The sequence below is a fragment of the Salibaculum griseiflavum genome, from assembly GCF_003129565.1.
In the GTDB taxonomy this organism is placed as follows: domain Bacteria; phylum Pseudomonadota; class Alphaproteobacteria; order Rhodobacterales; family Rhodobacteraceae; genus Salibaculum; species Salibaculum griseiflavum.
Window position 1 is genome coordinate 16,395 of the sequence record NZ_QETF01000002.1, and the last position, 19,704, is coordinate 36,098.

Annotated in this window: 20 protein-coding genes and 1 tRNA gene; 17 read left to right on the forward strand and 4 right to left on the reverse strand. The window is 62.0% G+C overall.

The genetic code is table 11. The features are described 5' to 3' along the window. Positions 1 to 134 precede the first annotated feature (134 nt). Both DFK10_RS01965 and DFK10_RS01970 read left to right on the forward strand, forming a co-directional pair. Positions 135 to 2,543 carry a GcvT family protein gene (locus DFK10_RS01965; RefSeq protein ID WP_109386069.1) on the forward strand — a complete coding sequence of 803 codons (2,409 nt, stop codon included), beginning with the start codon at positions 135 to 137 and terminating at the stop codon, positions 2,541 to 2,543. Further along, entirely contained in the window at positions 2,540 to 3,127 is a 588-nt protein-coding gene (locus DFK10_RS01970; protein WP_235866740.1) for a nucleotidyltransferase family protein, read from the forward strand. Before DFK10_RS01965 ends, DFK10_RS01970 begins: the two co-directional genes overlap by 4 nt. A gap of 76 nt (positions 3,128 to 3,203) precedes the next feature. Here DFK10_RS01970 and DFK10_RS16595 read toward each other — a convergent pair whose 3' ends face one another. Further along, positions 3,204 to 6,638: a Hint domain-containing protein gene (locus DFK10_RS16595; protein WP_235866741.1), complete on the reverse strand. Its 3,435-nt coding sequence runs from the start codon at positions 6,636 to 6,638 to the stop codon at positions 3,204 to 3,206. An 895-nt stretch (positions 6,639 to 7,533) separates the two neighbouring features. Here DFK10_RS16595 and DFK10_RS01990 point away from each other — a divergent pair. From DFK10_RS01990 to DFK10_RS02035, 11 genes are all read left to right on the forward strand, one after another. Further along, positions 7,534 to 8,790: a tyrosine-type recombinase/integrase gene (locus tag DFK10_RS01990; RefSeq protein WP_109386071.1), complete on the forward strand. Its 1,257-nt coding sequence runs from the start codon at positions 7,534 to 7,536 to the stop codon at positions 8,788 to 8,790. Then, positions 8,787 to 9,353 (forward strand): hypothetical protein, encoded by a 567-nt coding sequence (locus DFK10_RS01995; RefSeq protein ID WP_109386073.1) that lies wholly within the window; start codon positions 8,787 to 8,789, stop codon positions 9,351 to 9,353. The genes DFK10_RS01990 and DFK10_RS01995 overlap by 4 nt, the downstream gene beginning before the upstream one ends. 74 nt (positions 9,354 to 9,427) lie before the next feature. Beyond that, positions 9,428 to 9,658 (forward strand): helix-turn-helix domain-containing protein, encoded by a 231-nt coding sequence (locus DFK10_RS02000; RefSeq protein ID WP_109386075.1) that lies wholly within the window; start codon positions 9,428 to 9,430, stop codon positions 9,656 to 9,658. Positions 9,659 to 9,771: 113 nt separating this feature from the next. Then, positions 9,772 to 10,653 carry a DUF7146 domain-containing protein gene (locus DFK10_RS02005; protein ID WP_109386077.1) on the forward strand — a complete coding sequence of 294 codons (882 nt, stop codon included), beginning with the start codon at positions 9,772 to 9,774 and terminating at the stop codon, positions 10,651 to 10,653. Further along, entirely contained in the window at positions 10,650 to 12,128 is a 1,479-nt protein-coding gene (locus DFK10_RS02010; protein WP_109386079.1) for a YfjI family protein, read from the forward strand. The genes DFK10_RS02005 and DFK10_RS02010 overlap by 4 nt, the downstream gene beginning before the upstream one ends. Then, positions 12,125 to 12,454: a hypothetical protein gene (locus tag DFK10_RS16190; RefSeq protein WP_146193215.1), complete on the forward strand. Its 330-nt coding sequence runs from the start codon at positions 12,125 to 12,127 to the stop codon at positions 12,452 to 12,454. Before DFK10_RS02010 ends, DFK10_RS16190 begins: the two co-directional genes overlap by 4 nt. Further along, on the forward strand, positions 12,451 to 12,705 hold the full coding sequence (locus DFK10_RS02015; RefSeq protein ID WP_109386081.1) for a hypothetical protein: 255 nt from the start codon (positions 12,451 to 12,453) through the stop codon (positions 12,703 to 12,705). Before DFK10_RS16190 ends, DFK10_RS02015 begins: the two co-directional genes overlap by 4 nt. A gap of 200 nt (positions 12,706 to 12,905) precedes the next feature. Next, entirely contained in the window at positions 12,906 to 14,264 is a 1,359-nt protein-coding gene (locus DFK10_RS02020; RefSeq protein WP_109386083.1) for a phage major capsid protein, read from the forward strand. Between the two features lie 147 nt (positions 14,265 to 14,411). Next, positions 14,412 to 14,756: a P27 family phage terminase small subunit gene (locus tag DFK10_RS02025; RefSeq protein WP_109386085.1), complete on the forward strand. Its 345-nt coding sequence runs from the start codon at positions 14,412 to 14,414 to the stop codon at positions 14,754 to 14,756. Next, a complete protein-coding gene (locus DFK10_RS02030) occupies positions 14,746 to 14,949 on the forward strand; it encodes a hypothetical protein (RefSeq protein WP_109386087.1) in 204 nt (67 codons plus the stop codon). The genes DFK10_RS02025 and DFK10_RS02030 overlap by 11 nt, the downstream gene beginning before the upstream one ends. A 167-nt stretch (positions 14,950 to 15,116) precedes the next feature. Continuing rightward, a complete protein-coding gene (locus DFK10_RS02035; protein ID WP_109386089.1) occupies positions 15,117 to 15,332 on the forward strand; it encodes a hypothetical protein in 216 nt (71 codons plus the stop codon). A 209-nt stretch (positions 15,333 to 15,541) separates the two neighbouring features. On the opposite strand, the gene DFK10_RS02040 is transcribed toward DFK10_RS02035, so the two are convergent. Next, positions 15,542 to 15,627: transfer RNA gene (locus DFK10_RS02040), tRNA-Leu, on the reverse strand. 124 nt (positions 15,628 to 15,751) lie between these two features. Here DFK10_RS02040 and DFK10_RS02045 point away from each other — a divergent pair. After that, entirely contained in the window at positions 15,752 to 16,330 is a 579-nt protein-coding gene (locus DFK10_RS02045; protein ID WP_109386091.1) for a YqaA family protein, read from the forward strand. Continuing rightward, on the forward strand, positions 16,327 to 16,776 hold the full coding sequence (locus tag DFK10_RS02050; protein WP_109386093.1) for a disulfide bond formation protein B: 450 nt from the start codon (positions 16,327 to 16,329) through the stop codon (positions 16,774 to 16,776). The genes DFK10_RS02045 and DFK10_RS02050 overlap by 4 nt, the downstream gene beginning before the upstream one ends. Here DFK10_RS02050 and DFK10_RS02055 read toward each other — a convergent pair. Continuing rightward, positions 16,773 to 17,195 (reverse strand): Lrp/AsnC family transcriptional regulator, encoded by a 423-nt coding sequence (locus DFK10_RS02055; protein ID WP_109386095.1) that lies wholly within the window; start codon positions 17,193 to 17,195, stop codon positions 16,773 to 16,775. The genes DFK10_RS02050 and DFK10_RS02055 overlap by 4 nt on opposite strands. An 86-nt stretch (positions 17,196 to 17,281) precedes the next feature. On the opposite strand from DFK10_RS02055, the gene rocF reads away from it, so the two are divergent. Further along, positions 17,282 to 18,205, forward strand: a complete 924-nt coding sequence (gene rocF, locus DFK10_RS02060) for an arginase (protein WP_109386097.1) — start codon at positions 17,282 to 17,284, stop codon at positions 18,203 to 18,205. Continuing rightward, positions 18,202 to 19,245: an ornithine cyclodeaminase gene (locus tag DFK10_RS02065; RefSeq protein ID WP_109386099.1), complete on the forward strand. Its 1,044-nt coding sequence runs from the start codon at positions 18,202 to 18,204 to the stop codon at positions 19,243 to 19,245. Before rocF ends, DFK10_RS02065 begins: the two co-directional genes overlap by 4 nt. A gap of 3 nt (positions 19,246 to 19,248) precedes the next feature. Here DFK10_RS02065 and DFK10_RS02070 read toward each other — a convergent pair whose 3' ends face one another. After that, positions 19,249 to 19,515: an usg protein gene (locus tag DFK10_RS02070; protein WP_109386101.1), complete on the reverse strand. Its 267-nt coding sequence runs from the start codon at positions 19,513 to 19,515 to the stop codon at positions 19,249 to 19,251. Positions 19,516 to 19,704 lie beyond the last annotated feature (189 nt).

Sequence of the window (19,704 nt, forward strand, 5' to 3'; positions counted from 1 at the left end):
GTGAAATCTCCTTCGCTGGCTACCCTGCGTGGCGGCCCGCACGATTCCTTTGCACTAAGCGACACATCCTGTCGCAACTGGGCTTCCCCGACCCGGCGGCTGGCCCTAGGGTCTGGCCAAATGACGGAGGCGATATGAAAACGACAACTCAGGTTCTGGTCATCGGTGGCGGCGTGGTCGGGGTTTCGGTGCTTTACCATCTGACCAAACTGGGCTGGTCCGACGTGATGCTCGTGGAGCGGTCCGAACTGACCAGCGGCTCGACCTGGCATGCGGCCGGCGGGTTTCACACCCTGAATGGCGACACGAACATGGCGGCCCTTCAGGGCTACACGATCAAGCTCTACCGCGAACTGGAAGAGCTGACCGGCCTCAGCTGCGGGCTGCACCATGTGGGCGGCGTCACGCTTGCCGACAACCAGGACCGTTTCGACATGCTGGTCGCCGAGCGGGCCAAGCACCGCTACATGGGGCTGGAGACCGAGATCATCGGCCCGGACGAGATCGCCAAGCTGGCGCCCGTCACCAATGTCGAGGGCATCATCGGCGGGCTATACGATCCGCTGGATGGCCACCTGGACCCGTCCGGCACCACCCACGCCTATGCCAAGGCCGCCCGCATGGGCGGCGCCGAGATCGTGCTGCACACGAAGGTCGAGGCCCTGACACAACGCGCCGATGGCAGCTGGGACGTGACCACAGACAAGGGCATCATCCACGCCGAACACGTGGTCAATGCCGCCGGGCTTTGGGCACGCGAGGTCGCGGCCATGGCGGGGGTTTATGCCCCCCTGCACCCGATGGAACACCAATACCTTGTGACCGAGGAAATCCCGCAGATTGCAGAGATCATCGACGCGGGCGGCGAGCATCCCCATGTCATGGACCCGGCCGGAGAAAGCTATCTGCGGCAGGAAGGCCGCGGCTTGTGCATCGGGTTCTACGAGCAGACCTGCCGTCCCTGGGCGGTGGATGGCACGCCGTGGGAGTTCGGGCACGAACTTCTGCCCGACGATTTCGACAAGATCGGCGACAGTATCGAGTTTGCCTATCGGCGCTTCCCGGTCCTGGAGACCGCCGGGGTCAAATCTGTGATCCATGGTCCCTTCACCTTTGCGCCCGATGGCAACCCGCTGGTGGGTCCGGTGCCGGGGATGCGCAATTTCTGGTCCGCCTGCGCGGTCATGGCCGGGTTCAGCCAGGGTGGCGGGGTCGGCCTGACGCTGGCGCAATGGATGGTGGAGGGAGAGCCCGACCGCGACGTGACCGCGATGGACGTGGCCCGGTTCGGCGATTGGATCACGCCCGGCTACACCCGGCCAAAGGTGATCGAGAATTACCAGCGGCGGTTTTCCGTCAGCTACCCGAATGAAGAGTTGCCCGCCTCCCGGCCCCATCGCACGACGCCGATGTATGATATTTTCACCGGGCTGGGCGCGGTCTGGGGGCATCAATTCGGGCTGGAAGTGCCCAACTACTTCGCCCAAGGCGGTGAACCGGGCTATGAAACCCCGTCCTTCCGCCGCTCCGACGCTTTCGCGGCCACCGGACGCGAGGTGCGCGCGGTGCGCGAAGGGGTGGGCATCAACGAGGTGCATAACTTCGGCAAGTTCCGCATCACGGGGCCCGAGGCCCGCGCCTGGCTGGATCGGATCATGGCCGGGCGAATCCCCAAGCCGGGTCGCATTTCCCTGACCCCGATGCTGTCGGATAAAGGCCGGTTGCTGGGGGATTTCACGGTCTCCTGCCTCGACGATCAGTGCTTTCACCTGACCGCCTCTTACGGGGCGCAGGCGCAGCATTGGCGGTGGTTCAAGAATCATGAGCAAAGCGGCGTAACCGTCGAAAATATCAGCGACAAGATGAACGGCTTTCAGATCGCCGGGCCCAAGGCTCGGGACCTTCTGGCGGCCTGCACGCGCGACGCCACCGACCTGCGGTTCCTCGATCTGAGGCGCATGACCATTGGTCAGGCCCACTGCCTCGTGCAACGGGTCAGCTATACCGGCGATCTGGGCTACGAAATCTATTGCGACCCGATGGACCAGCGGGCCTTGTGGGAAACCCTGTGGGCAAATGGCCAACCGATGGGCCTGACGCCATTCGGGATGCGGGCGATGATGTCCCTGCGGCTCGATCGGTTCTTCGGATCATGGATGCGGGAATTCTCGCCCGATTACACTGCGGCCGAAACCGGGATGGATCGGTTCATCAAATGGGACAAGGACTTCATCGGCAAACCTGCTGCCGAGGCCGAACGCGACAGCCCTCCGGCGCGCAGCCTTGCGGTCTTCGAGGTTCAGGCCGAAGATGCGGATGTCGTGGCCTATGAACCCATTTTCATCGACGGGAGTGTTCAGGGGTTTTGCACCTCGGGCGGCTATTCCCACTGGACAGGCAAGTCCATCGCCTTCGGTCTGATCCCGCGCGATCGGGCGGACCCCGGCCTTGAGGTCGAGATCGAAATCCTCGGCCAGATGCGAAAGGCTGTTCTGCTTGTCGACCCCATCTTCGACGCAACCGGCGAACGGATGCGCGGGTGAAACCCGCTATCCTGATACCGGCGGCGGGCGCATCCTCGCGCATGGGCAAGCGTGACAAGCTGCTGGAGCCGGTTGACGGGGTGCCCTTGCTGCGCCGGATCGTGGACCTGTGCCTGCCTCATGGCCCGGTCGTCGTGACCCTGCCAGCTCAGGATCACCCGCGGGCGGCCAGCCTGCCGGACGGCGCCCGGATCGTTGTGGTATCCGACTGGGAAACCGGCATGTCCGCGAGCCTGCGGGCCGGGGTCGCGGATATCGCCCCGAACCGTGACATCCTGATCCAACCCGCGGATATGCCCGAAATGACCAGCGATGACATCGCGCAGGTGATCGCGGCGCGGGAAACGGCGCCGGATGCGCTGATCTGGCAGGCCGCGGACGCGGACGAACATCCGGGGCATCCAGTTCTGTTCCACAACAGCCTGCGTGCCGGTTTCGCCAACCTGACCGGCGATGCCGGCGCCCGCGCAATCGTTGCCGAAAATCGGGCCCGGCGGCACCTGGTTCCCCTGCCCGGCCGGCATGCGCTGATCGACCTGGACACACCCGAAGACTGGGCCGCCTGGCGCAAGTCGCGCACATAAGGAAACCGGGGCACCTTTTCAGGGCCCCGGCTCTGTTCGCGGCCCGGGGTATCCCCGGTCGCAGCTGCATATTCTCTTACTTCACCAAGAGCCTGGCTTCGTGCTTTTTGAGGGCCCGGCGCGCGGCCTGGTAGCCTTCGAGACCCGGCTTTGTCGCCAGTTCGGGGAACAGTTCGAAGATCTCGTTCCGCTGGCTGTTGCCGATGCCCTTGAGGCTGTAATCGCCCGGCTGGAAGCTTTCGGTCCAGCAGCCATTGGACAGCACGACCTCGTGGCGATCGAACATGAAGTGGATATAGCTGGTCTGCATCACGTCCAGTTCATGCACGCCGTCACTGCCGACCAAGTGCTTGGCCGCGGCCAGCACTTCCCGCTCTTCGAAGTAAAGCTGGGTCAGGTCGCTGGCCACCAGCACGCGGTGATTGGGCGACACGACCATGTCGCGTTCCGGCAAACCATTCCCCAGCGCGCCGGCCTTGATCAGGATCGGCTTGAGATGCGGGTTCTTGACCAATTGGGTGCCGGTCATGTCCTTGCGGCCGACCCAGCGGATTTCCTGGATACCGTTGTCGCGGGTGATGATCCGGTCGCCTTCGCGCAGCTCTTCGACCAGGCGTTCGCCTTTCGGGGTCGCGATCGTGGTGCCCGGCGTAAAGCAGGGGATCACGTTCTCGATCTCCGAGAAGGTCATGGTCGAGCCGTCGAGGAAATACACGGTGCCCGCCTCGGGGTCGCCGGGGACATAGTCGATATAGTCGACGTTCGACCCGGTCAGGTCCAGCACGTCCCAGTCGTCGGACTGTCCGTCGCCATCGAGATCGGGGTCTTCGCCGCCAACCACGTTGTCGCCGCCATTGCCGCCAAGGAACAGGTCGTCGCCGAGACCACCGTAGAGGTCGTCATCGCCCTGGCCACCGATCAGGGTGTCCTCGCCCTCGTCACCGTACATCTCATCATCGTCGACGCCGCCGTCGAGGAAGTCGTTCCCGGTGCCGCCATAGAGGGTGTCGTCGTCATCGGCGCCATAGAGCGTGTCATCCCCGGCGCCGCCATAAACAGTGTCGTTGTTGTTGAAGGTGACGAGATCCTCGCCAAAGTCGTTGCTGTCGCCATCGCCATCCAGATCGTCAGGCAGGTTCAGCGCATCCGCCGGGCCGGGCGTGACCAGACCACCATAGATCGTGTCGTTGCCGTCCTGGCCGTAAAGCTCGTCATTGCCTTCGGAGCCGATGATCGTGTCATCGCCGCTGCCGCCTTCGACATAGTCGTCGTCGATGCCCGCGTCGATCGTGTCGTTGCCCGACCCGCCGTAGATCTCGTCATCATCGTCGCCGGTGGTGATGATGTCATCGCCCTGTTCGCCGAACACGAGATCCTTGTCGTTGTTCGGATCGGAATCCGCAGGGTATACGCCGGGATAACCGACGTCGGGCAGCGGTTCGTCATCCCCGGAGGTGTCAATCGTATCACCGCCGACGCCGCCGTAGACCACGTCGTTTCCATCCCCACCGATGATGCTGTCGGGGCCGCCATTGCCGGTCGGTGTCAGGGTCGGGTCGTAGGTTCCGTAGAAGTCGTCGTAGAGGAGAACCTCATCATTGCCCGGCCCGGTATTGATGGTGGGGCCGTCATCAGGCAGCGGTCCGTTGGTATCACCCTCGACCGCGTAGAAGTTCTCTTCGGTCCCGGCCTTCGTCGATACCCCGGCCACGACCGGCATGCCGACCAGTTCGGGAGACTGCTCGTAGATATAGTCGAGCATCTGGCCGTAATAGTCGTCGAGATCATTGCTGATGAAGCCCGACTCTCCGGAGTCCGGGAATTCGTCCACCTTAACGGAATAGTCGTATTCGCCGTCGCCATCACGATCGAAGTAGAAGACGACGTTCGAAATATCCTTGGACTGCTCAGGGAAGTAATCGGCGCCGTCGCCGTCCCCAACAAGGAAATCATCGCCGTCGCCGCCGTCGATGGTATCGCCTTCCGCACCGCCGTAGATGGTGTCGTCGCCGCCATTGCCTTCGATATAGTCGACACCGTCGCCACCGTAGAGCAGATCGTCGCCGGCGGGACCGTCGACTGGCTCGGTCGGGATGGTGGTGAAGGTCACGTCGGACACCCAGACGCCCTGCGTGGTCTCGCCGCCGTTGTCGTAGTCGATCTCGATCCGCGCCACGGGACCGGCGATGTTGACCAGGATCGACCCCTCCTGGCTGTTCGGGTTCACGCCGGCGTCATGTTCGATATCGCCGGTTGCCTGGTTTCCGTCGACCACCTGGTCACCGGTTTCCGAGGTGATGTCGACGTCGATCAGGTTGCCCTCGGCGTCGTAGGCCCGGATCGTGACCCGGTCGATATGGGTATCGCCGAAATCGGTCGACAGGTCCACGTCATTGATGCGGAACGCGACGTCCTGGACCTCGTCCTGGTAGTCGCCCGAGGTGGAGGAAAAGGTCAGCTCTGTCGTGGAGGTATCGTCCCAGCCCCCTTCGCCGCCCTGGCCCCAGAGTTCCAGGCTGGAGTTGGAGCCGAAGCCCTCGCCCCCTTCGGCATAAACCGTCGCATTCGAAATGGTGCCCGTGGCACCGTGATCCTGGCTGGTGAAGCCGATGGCAACATTGATGCCGCCCACATCGTGGTTGGTGACGCCACCGAGCTGGGTGCCATCAGCGGCAACCTCGTCCCAGATCAGGACCTTGCCATCCATGCCCCCGGCGGCCCCACCGTCGGTGCCGTCGCCGATGATCGTGTCGTTGCCGGCCTCGCCGTAAACGGTATCGCCGCCCGAACCACCTGTGATGTGATCGTCGCCCGAGCCGCCGTAGACTTCATCGTCACCTTTACCAGCCAGGACGGTGTCATTGCCGCCATACGCCTCGATCAGGTCGTCATCAGGGGCGGCACCGGGCAGGATTGCGTCACCGGCATCCACCATGTCGCCTTCGGGATCACCCGTGTAGGCCACGTCGATCACGTCATCGCCGGCAGTGCCCTCGACCGTTCCGTCAGGCGATACGGGGCTGTCGAAGTTCACATTGTCCAGCGCGCCCGAGCCGTAGAAGATGACATCCATCCGCACCACACCGTCGATCGCCCCGAAATCGACGACCTTCTGACCGTTGTTCGCGGTCTGGTAGGTGCAGTCATAGATGACATTGCCGTGTTCATCATAGAGCTTGATGCGGGCGCATTCCTCGACATCGAGGAGCGTCAGTTCATTCATCGTCGACGGTGCCTCGAAGTCGAAGCGCAGCACGCCGCCGCAGGCCTCGTCGTCGGGATCGTTGCTGTCGCCGTCTTCCGAGATGATCAGGACGTTGTCGAGATTCGACGTCGCGAGGTCATGATCACCGCCGGTCGGATTGTTCGTGTCGAAGACCATCGCCGGGCTGTCATGGCCGTTGACCACGCCCCCAACGATCGAGGAGATGGTCACGCCATCCGCCTGGTATTCGTTGTCCACGAACGTTCCAGCGTCCAGGTCGTCGAAAGTCAGGTTCACATTGGTCATCACACCGTCTCCCCTTGGCCGCGTCACGCTTGCGGCGCCTCGTATCAAAACTCATCGGTTCGGTGATTGCACCGACCGGGCCCGGACCCCGCAGGGACCGGCCAATTCAATTGTTTTGTCATGACGATGGGTTTCCCCATGTGCAGACAGTTCTTTGCCGAAATAAGCTTCAGCCCGACGCCCCCAGCGCGCCGGAGCCCTACAAAGGGCCTCATCTGAATACCCCCGCAGTTCACGCCGAAAAAGGAAAAAATGTCCGAAAGATGTCAGCAGCTGCCTGATTATGGACGCATTTGGTTCACGCCTGAGCGTAGAATGACCGTTTGAAACCCGGTATTGTTTCCAATTGAGCGACTAGTCCTGCACAAAAGGTTAGGCGGGAACCTCTAATGGCCCCCGAATTGCAACCTAGGGGAGATCTTGCAAATAAATTCGTTGCGGTGGCGGCAGGGGGCAAATCGGCCTATTTTTCCCCGCGAAGCGATGCGCAGACAGGCGGAAGTGGTTAACAAATCGTCGACTGGTAGAGATCAATCCTCCATTTGGGCGGCGTTTTCCCTTCGAATTGAAAACAATTCGATTCGACTCCGTCGGAATGCGGCAAAAACAAGGCGAATGCCGTGCCGACCGTGCAGGGCCCTGACCAAGCGGATTGGATTAGCCCCAAGACAAATGTCGTCAAGCTTTTGAGATGGTGCCGGTGGAGAGATTCGAACTCTCACGATGTTGCCATCGGGGGATTTTGAATCCCTTTTATGCGGTTTTGAACAAGCCCTAGTAATCACCAAATACCCCTTGTTTTTATGCTGCATAACTTCTAAGTATCCCCTGCAAGGGGCAGGTATTTTCTATTTATCCTGCTTACTATTTGCTTACTTTTTTCACAGGGGACTCGATGAAACTTACAAAGACCAGCGTTGGAAAGATCGAGCCGCAACCAGGGAAACAGCTGTTAATCTGGGATAGTGAACTGCGCGGTTTTGGCATTCGAGTGTCGCCAGGCGGCAGCAAGACCTACATCATGCAGCGCCGCATAGGCCGCACCACGCGTCGTCTCACTATAGGCCGGGCGGATGACATTAGCGCTGAAGCGGCCCGCAGACGGGCACTATCACTGGCCGCAAAGTTTGCTGAGGGCATCGACCCCGTGGCCGAAGAACGCAAGCTGCGCGCCCGCGCAAAGACGCTTAAAGAGGCCTTCGATGACTATAAGGCCGCACCTGCGAAGAAGGGTGGCAGTAAGGGCAACACAAAGAAGCCCCAGACTATCCGCGACATCGACAAGGCAATGCGGCGATTTTCGGATTGGCTCAACAAGCCTGTTTCGGAGATCACCGGGCGCATGGTCAAGGATCGGCACGCAAAGCTGGCCGCGACATCACCTGCACAAGCTAACCTCGCGATGCGGTATTTGCGCGCCGCGTTGAACCACGTGATCGCCGATTGCGATGATGACGACGAGCCTGTCTTGAAGTCTAATCCGGTGGACCGCCTCAGTCGCCTCAACCAATGGGCGGAAGTGAAGCGCGCTGAACGCTGCATACCGCAGGATCGTATCGGAGATTGGGTCAATGCAGTGCAAACCAGTCTCGGGGGCATCCGATGCGATAACGAAGCCCGCGACGCTCTGCTATTCATATTGCTGACGGGTGCGCGCGTTGGTGAAGTGCTGGGCAACGCCAAGGACGGATATCCACCCCTTCGCTGGGCCGACATTGATCTAAGAAACAATGTCGTCACCTTTCGCCAGACAAAGAACGGCACCGACCACGAACTGCCCTTGTCATCTCAGTTGGTGAACCTGCTAGTGGAGCGAAAAAAGATTGCGGACGAGGATTTTGTCTTCGCCAACCGTCAAGGCGAAATGCCGACGGATTTACGAGCGGCTCTAAACCGGATCGAAGTCGCAACCGGCTTGCACATCACCGCACATGACCTACGCCGAACTTTCGCGACTACTGCAAGTCGCATTGATATCAGCGCGTTCAAGTTGAAGCGCCTCACGAACCACGCGAACGGTGGCGACGTGACCGCAGGATATGTGCAGGTGACAACTGAGGATCTTCGCGATGCGATGCAGAGAATATCTGACTACCTGCTTTCATCGGCCCGCACAGGCGACGTGGTGCAGCTATCCGAGGCGCGGGCATGAGTGCGCTGAGTCAGCATTTTGGCCTGACAAGCCAAGAACACCACGATTTCCTATATGAATGGCTTGCAAATACGGCCTTTGGAAATGGATTAGAACATAGCATTTACTCGCCCGCCAAAGATCGAGAGGCACTTTTTCAGATCAGACAAGCCATACTTGAGTTGGACAGGGCTAAAAGCGCACTTAGTGGAGCCGCGTCCGACACTGTAATGTTTGACAACCCAGATCTGGCGCATTGGCTACTCAAGCTGTCGGAAGAACGCGACAGCTTCCTGTCTGCAATCCAAAAGGCCACCGACGAAATCGAGGGATCTAACGCGCCAAAAGGGCGAGAACGAATGAACCTCGACTCAATAAGCCTAGTGGATGCCGCGCGCCAGTTATGGGAAGTCAAAAAAGGTGCCCCTGCCCCAAGTGGTCCGGATCTTAACCCGGCAAGCCAATTCGCCGATTTTCTAACCGACCTCTTTGAGGAGTTTGACGTAGAAGGAAGCGCCCGTGCAGCTTTTAAAGCATGGGCAAGACTTCACCGATCTGACGAATTCACAGATAAACCGAAATAGACGGCTTATGTGTGTATGAATTGAGAGCTGCCCCCAGCCAATTTGCCCTCATAACTTCGACATGAGGGCTTGCTATGGACAACACCACAGAAATCACACCCGCTACGCAGACGGTGCCCGTGCTGGTGCCGCAGACCGAGGCGAGCCGCATTCTTTCCAAATCGGAAAAATGGCTTGAACGCGACCGCTGGGCTGGGCCGACTATTCCCTACGTCAAGATGGGTCGCCACGTCCGGTATCGCGTAGCGGATCTGCTTGCATACATCGACGCCAACACAAAACCAGCCGCAGACACCGCAGCATAAAGAAACCCGCACCGAGGCGACGGCGCGGGCTTCCAGGTATTCACAAAGCGGGACAGCTTTGGGGTATCATAGCACCGCCGCGCCTATCGGGCAAACCGAAAAGGCACGAGCACATGAACGCTAAAGAGTTAACACGAGAATTGACCGGACGCTGGTATCGCCACCAAGGTGCCGCACCTTGTCCGGTATGCCAGCCGGAACGCCGCCGCGATCAGAACGCGCTTTCCGTCTCGGATGGCGCAGGTGGCAGCCTGCTTTTGCATTGCCACAAGAGCGGCTGCACCTTCGCGGATATTCTCGCGGCGGCTGGCATCCGGGCCGGTGAGTATAGCCCGCCCGATCCGGAGATCATCGCGCAGCGCAAACGCGAGGAACGCGCGCAGGCCGAGAAACGGTCGAGGCAGGCCCGCGCAATATGGCAGGAGGCACTGCCTATCGGCGGCACACTTGCCGAGACGTATTTGCGTGGCCGTGCCATCAAATGCGACCTGCCCAACACGCTGCGCTTTCACCCCGAATGCTGGCATGGGAAGACTTCGAAGCGCCACCCGGCGCTGGTCGCAAGGATCGAGGGCGCAGACGGTTGCGCGGTGCATCGCACCTACTTGCGCCCGGATGGCTTGGGCAAGGCTGAGATTGAACCCGCAAAGGCAATGCTGGGCACTGTTGCCGGGGGCGCTGTCAGGCTCACAGACGCGCACGGACCGCTTGTGGTGGCAGAGGGCATAGAGACCGCCCTATCGCTTGCCTCGGGGCTGCTGGGTCGCCCTGCGAAGGTCTGGGCCGCACTTTCCACCTCGGGAATTCAAGGGCTGCGCCTGCCCTCGCAACCTGGACGGCTGACTATCGCCCCGGACGGTGACACTGCAGGCCGAAAGGCTGCGCACGCGCTTGCCGAACGCGCGCAAGGGCTTGGGTGGCAAGTGTCTCTATTGCCTGCTCCCGATGGCCACGACTGGAACGACATTCTGACCATGAAAGGCGAAGTCGCATGAATATCGCAGCACAACCCATTGAGTATAAACCCGAAGGACCAACGCCCCTGATCCGGGACATGCCCGATGCTGCGCCCTTTCCGGTCGCTGCGCTGGGTCCACTGCACGAACCGGCAGAGGCCATTGCCCGCGCGACTGAGGCACCCGTTGCAATGTGCGCGGCATCCGTCCTGGCATCGGCGGCACTGGCCGCGCAGGGGCACCGTGATGCAGAGACCCTGAACGGCACTGCACCCGCCAGCTTGTTCCTGCTGACGGTTGCTGAGAGCGGCGAGCGCAAGAGCACCGCCGACCGTCTCGCCATGCGGGGCGTGCGGGACTTCGAGGCCGACCTGCGCACCGAATATGATATCGCGCGCGATCATTGGCGCGATCAGCACGAGGTCTGGCAGGCAACCCGCGCAAAGATTGTTAAGGACCGGAAAGCCGACACCGCCGCAAAGCGGGCCGATCTGCAAGCCTTGGGTCAGGAGCCGCCCGCGCCACTTAAGCCGCATATCGTGGCCAGCGCGCCGACCATCGAGGGAATCACCAAACACTTGCCCGAACTGCGCGCCAGCCTCGGGATCATGACTGAGGAAGGCGGCGCGCTGATCGGCGGGCATTCCATGAAGGCCGAGAACAGATTGGCGACATGCGCCAGCTTCAGCGCCATGTGGGACGGATCACCACTCGACAGGTGGCGCGCGAGTGAAGGCACACAATGCTACACAGGGAGGCGCTTTTCGGCCCATCTGCTTGTGCAGCCTGTTGCAGCGGAGGCGTTGCTATCGGACCCACTGGCGAGCGGGCAAGGGCTTCTGGCCCGCTTCCTGACGTGCCGCCCGGCTTCGCGTATCGGCACCCGCCTGCGCATGGACAAGGACGCGCAGGCCGAGGCCCAAATTGCTAGCTTTGCTGCCCGTATCCGGTCGCTTCTGTCTCGCGATCTGCCCTTGGCGGATGGCAAGCGCAACGAACTAGCGCCGCCGGTCCTGCCATTGGCCCGAGACGCGCGGGACGTGCTGACAGCTTTTGCCCGCGAGGTGGAAAAAGCACAGGGGCCAGGCGGACCTTTCGAGGATGCGCGGGCCTTCGCCAGCAAGACCGCAGAGCACGCGGCACGCCTCGCGGCAGTGCTGACAATATACGCGGACCCGGACGCGGCAGAGGTGACAGGCGCGACCATGGCCGGGGCAATCGAGGTTGCGACCTTCTACGCGAACGAGGCCGCGCGCCTCGCGGATGCTGCAATTGTGCCACCGGATGTGGCCGATGCGGAGCGAATGCGCCTTTGGCTGCTGAGATCGTGGGGCGAGCCGCATATCTCGGCCCGCGCGGCGGCGCAGCGTGGCCCCTTCAAGGTGACGGACCGCACGCGCAAGGCGCTGCAAAAGCTGGAGGCCCATGGCTGGCTGATCGAGGCGGACGGCGCAAAGGTGGAAGGCAAGCCGCGCCGCGAGGCATGGCGGATCGTGCGAGAGGTGCAGCCATGACCGTCTTTGCCTTCGATGCAAGGGCGGCACTGCAACAAGCGCGCAAAAGCCGTGCCCTTCCTACACCTCCTACACTTCCTACAGATCGGGCTGCCGAGGGCGAAAAAGTAGGAACTGTAGGAAAAGTAGGAACGGTGCGCGCTTCTGATCCTGAAATTCCACCCGACGAACGCATCCTGGATCTGGACCATCACGCATCCCGCATCGCCGCCCTAGCCGATCCCGATGGCGTCGCGCGCACCCCAGAAGCAATTGCAGCCGTTTGGGACTGGGCCGAAGCCCTGGCCCGGCAAACACCCACAACGCGAAAGGACGACGACAAATGACCGACGAACTGCACGAACTTTTTGCCCTCATCACCGACGAAGAAAAGGCCGCTGCATCGGCCCACGTCCGAGGCCGCATCGAGGCCATGACTGGCCAGGATGACGGCCCGATCCGCAGCCGGATCTTCGCCGGATGCACGCTGGTCGCCGGTGCTGAACTTTTCGCGGAACTCGACAGCCCGGATGCGGCGGCCTCGCAACTGCGCCGCCTCGCCGACCGGATTGAGGCCGGGCAAGCGGTTCGTCATTGACCTCATCACGGCGGTTGTGGTAATTATGTCACACATATGGCAGAGCGCGATGCGCTGGCCTGACATATTTGTCTCGCGGACGCGATGCGCCGCCTGACACCCGACCTTGCCGCGATGCGGATGAGCGACGGATCGAACCCCGAAATCCCACGGGGCGCGTGACCGTTTTCGCTCGCCCCTCATCGACAAGGATTGTTCCTATGACCACCCATGCTAACGCCGTGCGCAAGCACGCCCAGAACTTTGTTGCCACCCTGCGCAAGGCCGGTGCCGATCTTGATGACTTCGAGCCTCACCGCCTTTCGTGGCAGGATCTTTGCAAGGTAGAACGCGATGCTCGGTCGACTGCGAAGGAAATCATCGCCAGCGTGACCGACGCCACCCCCGAGGCCCGCGCAGCCGAGATCGAGGCCGCCTTTGACGCCCTTACAGAGATTGCCGATGACTGCGGCGCTGACAAAGACGCCCGAACCGAGCGCGGCGACCGTGGCCCCTGGGCTGGCGTTGACTTGGACAGACGCCCCATGTTCGAGAGCGGTTCGTCTTCCGCTGTTGATGGCGGAGACCATGGGCAAGCCCCAGAGGCTTTCGCGCTGCGCAGCGGAGAGCCGATGCGGCAATGGGCGCAGGCCCGTAGCCATGATGCGGGCATCACGCCTGGGGCTTTCCTGCGCGCGATTGTGACGGGTGCCAAGTCGGAAACGGAACAGCGCGCCCTTGCAGGCGGCACAGACGCCGCTGGTGGCTACACCGTCCCGACCGTGACTAGCGCCCAGCTAATCGACCTCGCCCGCGCTAACATGGTTTTGGACGCCGCCGGTGCGCAGACCATGCCCCTCGACAGCGCCGAAAACGTGGTTGCCAAAGTCACGGCAGACCCGACCCCGGCATGGCGTGTTGAGAACGCGGCGGTGAACGAATCCGATCCGACTTTCGGTGGCGTCATTCTTAAGCCCAAGTCGATTGCGGTGATGGTCAAGGCAAGCGTTGAACTGATGGCCGACAGCCTCAACCTGGAAACGGAACTGCCAAACGTGCTAGCCAAGGCAATGGCGCAGGAGATTGACCGGGTTGGTCTGATCGGCAGCGGCACCGACCCTGAGCCGACCGGCATCGTCAACTACGGCGGCCTGACCTCTAACAGCTTCGCAGGTGGCGCGCTGACAGGCTATGGCCCGCTTATGGCCGCCCGTGGTGCACTGCACGGTGCCAACGAGCGCCTGGGGGCCTTCATCATGGCATCCCGCGACGAGAACGACCTAGCGTCCCTCACGGCCTCTGATGGTCAGCCGCTCAACATGCCTCGCGTCCTGAAGCAGGTGCCAATGCTGCACACCTCGGCAATTCCGACCGATGGCGGCGCTGGATCTGATGAGAGCCAGATCATTGCAGGCGACTTCAGCCAACTGATGATTGGCGTCCGGTCCTCGATCCGCGTGGAGATCCTGCGCGAACGGTTCATGGACAACCTCCAATTTGGCTTGATTGCCCATGCCCGGATCGACTTCGCAGCGGCACGGGAAAGCGCCTTCACCGTTCTGGATGGCGTGACTTCCTAACGGACCGGCAGGGCTGGCATCCCGCTGGCCCTGCTGCAACCTAGGGTGGAGGGGGATCCCTTTTTCTAAATGGACTTTTCGCAAACCAGAGCGCGGACCCTTCTTTTATCGCGCCCTTACCCTGTTCAACACAAAAAGGACCACGACATGCAGACAGCCGCACCCGACCACCTTTCCGATGACGCCGCCCGTTGGTGGCGATCCGTCAACCGAGAATTCCAACTCGAACCCCACCACCTGCGCCTACTGACCTTGGCCTGCGAAGCCTGGGACCGAGGCCAACAGGCCCGCGCAATCCTTGATCGGGATGGCCTGACATATATCGACCGCTTCGACGCCCCCAAGGCGCGCCCTGAGGTGGCCGTAGAGCGCGATTCCCGCATCGCCTTTGCCCGGCTGCTGCGAGAACTGGACCTCGACTTAGACGGCCCCACAGAGCCGCCCAGAGCGCCCGCTATCACTTCTAACCGAGGGCGAAGCCATGCCAGCTAAACGCCGCCGCGCCAAGGCCGCGCGCAAATCCGTTTCTGCCCGTGCCCGCGAGATTTATCAGGCCAACCCTGATTCGATCATGCCGCCTGTCATCGTGTCGGAAGAACTGGCCCTCGAACTCGACCGCCTGACCCTCATCGCCCAGCCGGATATTGAGGCATTGATCGAACAACTCGCCAAGCCGCGAATATAGAGACACTGGGGGATGGAGAGCGCCCTCAGTTAGCGCGCCTCGAAGCGGCGCGTTGACCAACGGCCCAGCGGGCGGTGGCCTCAAACACCCGCAGCGCGGCACCGGTTCCACCCCTGTCTTTAATTTCGCCGGGGGCCGCGCACCTTCACCTGAAAAAGGATGCTGCGATGGCGCACCGCGTTTTGTGGCTTCATGTGCTGAAAGTCGGTCTGGCCGATGCACGCCGATCGGAGGCCGACGCGGCCTGGATCTGGTCCGATGACTTTGAACTGGTCTGCGCCCTAGCCGGGCTGGATCCAGACATTCTTAGAGCCGACTTCTACAGGCGGCAGGGCGCGGTGGCCTTCCCTGAATTCAAGACCGGCCCTCATTACAGCCGCTAGATCAGCAAATGTGGGTGGCACAGCGCGCGTGCAAACGTTTCTGCGCGTTGGCCTCCTGAGCATAACAAGCACACGATCAATCAGTGAATCACGACGCCCGGCAATCTTCGCTCGGACTGCTTACTATGTGCTTACTATCCCAAAAACGAACCATCTTTTTGGCGATATTTTCAGCCGGGAAAGTGAGTTTTTTTGTTTTGTTTTCAATGTGGTGCCGGTGGAGAGATTCGAACTCTCACGATGTTGCCATCGGGGGATTTTGAATCCCCTGCGTCTACCATTCCGCCACACCGGCCAGCCGGACGTTCGATAGCCGTCCGCCCCGGCGAGGTCAACGGCCAAACGCCATGCCCGGCATTGACCCTCGCCCGTTTTTCATGCCTAAGGCCGCAACCGACCCGAGCAGCCCGGACCCGCACATGATCCGCCGACTTTACGACTGGACGATGTCCATGGCCGACCACCCGCGCGCCTTGTGGGTTCTGGCCGCCGTCGCCTTCATCGAAAGCTCGGTCTTTCCGATCCCGCCCGACGTGCTGATGATCCCGATGATCCTGGCCGCACCGCGCCGCGCCTGGCTGATCGCCACTGTCTGTCTGGTGTCTTCTGTCGCGGGCGGGATGCTGGGCTATGCGATCGGCGCCTTCGCCTACGAGTCCATCGGGCAGCCGATCCTCGAGGCGCTGGGCAAGGGCGACAGCATGGCCGCCTTCAATCAGCGATTCAACGACGTGGGGTTCTGGGCGGTGCTGATCGCCGGGCTCACGCCCTTCCCCTACAAGGTCATCACGATCATGTCCGGTTGGACGGCCATGCCCCTGGGCACGTTCGTGGTAACCTCGATCCTGGCGCGGGGCCTGCGATTCTTCATCGTCGCCGCGCTGCTCTGGAAATTCGGCGCGCCCATCCGTGACTTCATCGAGCGCCGGCTGGGGCTCATGTTCATCCTGTTCTGCCTTTTGCTGATCGGCGGATTCTACGTGGTGAGATACCTATGACCAGAACCAGACTGACCGTTCTTGCCGCGGGCGGCTCCTTTGCCCTGCTTGCCGGCGCCTTCCTGTTCCAGGCGTTGGGCTACCCGCCCTGCGCCCTGTGCCTCTGGCAACGCTGGCCCCATGCGGTGGCGATCGTGATCGGGGCCGTTGCCCTGATGATCTGGCGGCCGGCAACGCCGCTCTTGCTGCTAGGCGCCCTCGCCGCCGCCACAACCGGCGGCATCGGCATCTACCACACCGGCGTCGAACGTGACTGGTGGGAGGGCCCGTCCAGTTGCACCGGCACCGGTGGCGGCCTGGGCGGTGACCTGTTGTCCACCGACATCGCCCCGGTCGTGATGTGCGACGACGTGGTCTGGTCGTTGTTCGGCTTGTCCATGGCCAGCTACAACGCGCTGATTTCCTTTGGCTTGGCAGCGCTCTGGGTCATGGCCGCTCGCCGCTAGCCGCGCCGGGTCGACAGAAGCAGGTTGGTTTCCGACCGGGTGACCCCGTCCATTCGGCGAATCCGGAACAGGGTGTTGTCCAGTTCGACCAGCGTGGGCGTCCCGATCTCGGCAATCAAATCCCATGTGCCATTGGTCGAATGCACCGCCTGAACCTCGGGCATGGCGGCGAGCGCCCGCATCACCCGTTCCGTCCCGCGCCCCTCGATCCCCAGCATCATCAAGCCGCGCACGGGGTGCGGCGAGACATCGGCTCGGGTCAGCACGGTGAACCCCGCGATCTCGCCACTGTCGCGCAGTTTCTCAAGCCGCGCCCGCACCGTCGCGCGCGTGACCTTGAGGTCATGTGCCAGCTCCGACAAGCTGGCCCGCCCGTCGCGCTGCAAGGCGACAATCAGCGCTTTATCCAAATCGTCCATTTGGCATGTCCATTTTGGGCTATGATAACCCGGTTCGTGCAAAATGGCGAGTTCCAACTCGCACCAATGCGGGCGATCACGCGGGTATGGAACAGACGCACTGCATTCTCATCGGCGCGCCCGTGGACAGTGGCAAGCGCCGCGACGGCTGCCTCATGGGGCCGGACGCCTATCGCGTGGCCGGGCTGGGCGAACAGTTGACCGCCCTTGGCCATAGTGTCGAGGACCGGGGCAACCTCATCCCCGACACCCCCGCCCTGCCCGATGACCCGCATCTCCATGACTTGCCGACAACGGTGGGCTGGACACGCAGCCTGATCCGCGCCGCGAAAGAGGCCGCATCCGACGGCCTGCCGATCTTCCTGGGCGGCGACCATGCCCTTTCGCTTGGCTCGGTGGCGGGCATGGCCGAACATGCCGCAGCGCAGGGCCGCCCTCTGTTCGTGCTGTGGCTGGATGCCCATTCCGATTTCAACACCCCGCAAACGACCGAGTCCGGTCACCTGCACGGCACGCCTGTGGCCTATGTGACCGGCCAGCCGGGTTTCGACGCCTTTCCGCCACTCGCCGCGCCGGTTCCCACCGACCGGATCGCGATGATCGGGCTGCGCTCGGTCGATCCGGCGGAACGTGCGATGCTGGCCGAGACGGACATCGCCCTGACCGATATGCGCGCCATCGACGAACATGGCATTGCAGGGCCGCTGGCGGCCTTTCTCGACAAGGTGCAGGCCGCCAATGGCCTGCTGCATGTCTCTCTGGATGTGGATTTCCTCGACCCCGGCATCGCCCCGGCCGTCGGCACGACCGTCCCCGGCGGCGCCACCTACCGCGAGGCCCATCTGGTGATGGAAATGCTGCATGACAGCGGCTGCCTGGCCGGACTGGACCTGGTGGAACTCAACCCGTTCCTTGATGACCGGGGGCGCACGGCCAGCCTCATGGTCGACCTCACCGCGTCCTTGATGGGGCGCCGCATCTTTGACCGTCCGACCCGGAGCTTCGCATGACCCAACCCTCTGAAAAGGCCCTGGTGCCCTTCGTTTCCGTCGAGAACATGATGCGGCTTGTCCATCAGGTCGGCCTTGATGAAATGCTGCAACGTCTCGCCGCCGCGATCGAGGCGGATTTCCTGCGTTGGGAAAGTTTCGACAAGACGCCGCGCGTGGCCTCGCACAGTCCCGTGGGCGTGATCGAATTGATGCCGACCTCGGATGGCGAGCTTTATGGCTTCAAATACGTCAACGGGCACCCCAAGAACACGCGAGAGGGGCTTCAGACGGTGACCGCCTTTGGTCTCTTGGCCTCGGTCGAAACCGGCTACCCGGTGCTGCTGACGGAAATGACCCTGCTGACGGCCCTGCGCACGGCGGCCATGTCGGCGCTGGCGGCGAAGCACCTGGCGCCCAAGGGGGCGACCACCATGGCGATGATCGGCAACGGCGCGCAGTCGGAATTCCAGTGCCGCGCCTTCCAGGCGATTTGCGGCATCGACACCGTGCGGCTCTGGGACAAGGACAGTGCAGCGACAGGGAAATGCGTGCACAATCTTGCGGGCAGCGGCTTGACGGTTGTGCCCTGCACCAGCGCCGAAGAGGCCATTGAAGGCGCGCAGATCCTCACCACCTGCACCGCGGACAAACAATATGCGACGATCCTGTCCGACAACATGGTCGGACCCGGTGTGCATATCAACGCCATCGGCGGCGACTGCCCCGGCAAAACGGAACTGGCCGCCGGTATCCTGAACCGGTCCTCGATCTTCGTGGAATACCCGCCCCAGACCCGGATCGAGGGCGAGATCCAGCAGATGCCCGAGGATCACCCGGTGACCGAGCTGTGGCAGGTCTTTGCAGGCCAGACCCCAGGCCGCACCGATGCCGCGCAGATCACCCTCTTTGACTCCGTCGGCTTCGCAATCGAGGATTTCTCGGCGCTCAAGGTGGTCCGTGACGCGATCCGCGAAAGCGACCATTACCAACTGCTGGACCTGCTGGCCGACCCGGATGACCCCCGCGACCTTTACGGGATGCTGAACCGGGCGAAATGAGCCCTAGTGATAGGTCAGCTCACCCACAACGTTGCGCCATTCCCCCGGTGAAATCAGCTTGCGATGGGTGAAGCGGACCGAGTGCAACTCTCCCTCGATCTCGTCGCGCCAGAAGTCGATAAAGCCCATCAGCCGGTCATGGTCCGGGGCCTGGTCATAGTCCTGCCAGATGAAGGTATTGAGCACGCTGGGATAGTCCGGCATGCGATAGAAAAACTCCGCCGTGGTCAGCCCGTAGCCGCGCAAAAGCAATTCCGTTTCCTGTGTCATCTCCTGTTCCGTTCTCATCATGAGATAAATGTGACCGCAGAACCGTCCAACATGTCAATAAAAACAATCTGTTAGCAGACTGGCGAGATGGCTGACAGGCCAGCGGCCCCGGCCCCATTGCACCCCATCCCTCGGGGGTGATATAAGATTTCCAACAATATCTAGACGTGCCGAGTCCCACGTCGGCAC

What these genes read in the sequence shown, in the direction of transcription:
- DFK10_RS01965 (WP_109386069.1), top strand. Translation starts at nt 135, where the DNA reads ATGAAAACGACAACTCAGGTTCTGGTCATCGGTGGCGGCGTGGTCGGG.
- DFK10_RS16595 (WP_235866741.1), bottom strand. Translation starts at nt 6,638, where the DNA reads ATGACCAATGTGAACCTGACTTTCGACGACCTGGACGCTGGAACGTTC.
- DFK10_RS01990 (WP_109386071.1), top strand. Translation starts at nt 7,534, where the DNA reads ATGAAACTTACAAAGACCAGCGTTGGAAAGATCGAGCCGCAACCAGGG.
- DFK10_RS01995 (WP_109386073.1), top strand. Translation starts at nt 8,787, where the DNA reads ATGAGTGCGCTGAGTCAGCATTTTGGCCTGACAAGCCAAGAACACCAC.
- DFK10_RS02000 (WP_109386075.1), top strand. Translation starts at nt 9,428, where the DNA reads ATGGACAACACCACAGAAATCACACCCGCTACGCAGACGGTGCCCGTG.
- DFK10_RS02005 (WP_109386077.1), top strand. Translation starts at nt 9,772, where the DNA reads ATGAACGCTAAAGAGTTAACACGAGAATTGACCGGACGCTGGTATCGC.
- DFK10_RS02010 (WP_109386079.1), top strand. Translation starts at nt 10,650, where the DNA reads ATGAATATCGCAGCACAACCCATTGAGTATAAACCCGAAGGACCAACG.
- DFK10_RS16190 (WP_146193215.1), top strand. Translation starts at nt 12,125, where the DNA reads ATGACCGTCTTTGCCTTCGATGCAAGGGCGGCACTGCAACAAGCGCGC.
- DFK10_RS02015 (WP_109386081.1), top strand. Translation starts at nt 12,451, where the DNA reads ATGACCGACGAACTGCACGAACTTTTTGCCCTCATCACCGACGAAGAA.
- DFK10_RS02020 (WP_109386083.1), top strand. Translation starts at nt 12,906, where the DNA reads ATGACCACCCATGCTAACGCCGTGCGCAAGCACGCCCAGAACTTTGTT.
- DFK10_RS02025 (WP_109386085.1), top strand. Translation starts at nt 14,412, where the DNA reads ATGCAGACAGCCGCACCCGACCACCTTTCCGATGACGCCGCCCGTTGG.
- DFK10_RS02030 (WP_109386087.1), top strand. Translation starts at nt 14,746, where the DNA reads ATGCCAGCTAAACGCCGCCGCGCCAAGGCCGCGCGCAAATCCGTTTCT.
- DFK10_RS02035 (WP_109386089.1), top strand. Translation starts at nt 15,117, where the DNA reads ATGGCGCACCGCGTTTTGTGGCTTCATGTGCTGAAAGTCGGTCTGGCC.
- DFK10_RS02045 (WP_109386091.1), top strand. Translation starts at nt 15,752, where the DNA reads ATGATCCGCCGACTTTACGACTGGACGATGTCCATGGCCGACCACCCG.
- DFK10_RS02050 (WP_109386093.1), top strand. Translation starts at nt 16,327, where the DNA reads ATGACCAGAACCAGACTGACCGTTCTTGCCGCGGGCGGCTCCTTTGCC.
- DFK10_RS02055 (WP_109386095.1), bottom strand. Translation starts at nt 17,195, where the DNA reads ATGGACGATTTGGATAAAGCGCTGATTGTCGCCTTGCAGCGCGACGGG.
- rocF (WP_109386097.1), top strand. Translation starts at nt 17,282, where the DNA reads ATGGAACAGACGCACTGCATTCTCATCGGCGCGCCCGTGGACAGTGGC.
- DFK10_RS02065 (WP_109386099.1), top strand. Translation starts at nt 18,202, where the DNA reads ATGACCCAACCCTCTGAAAAGGCCCTGGTGCCCTTCGTTTCCGTCGAG.
- DFK10_RS02070 (WP_109386101.1), bottom strand. Translation starts at nt 19,515, where the DNA reads ATGACACAGGAAACGGAATTGCTTTTGCGCGGCTACGGGCTGACCACG.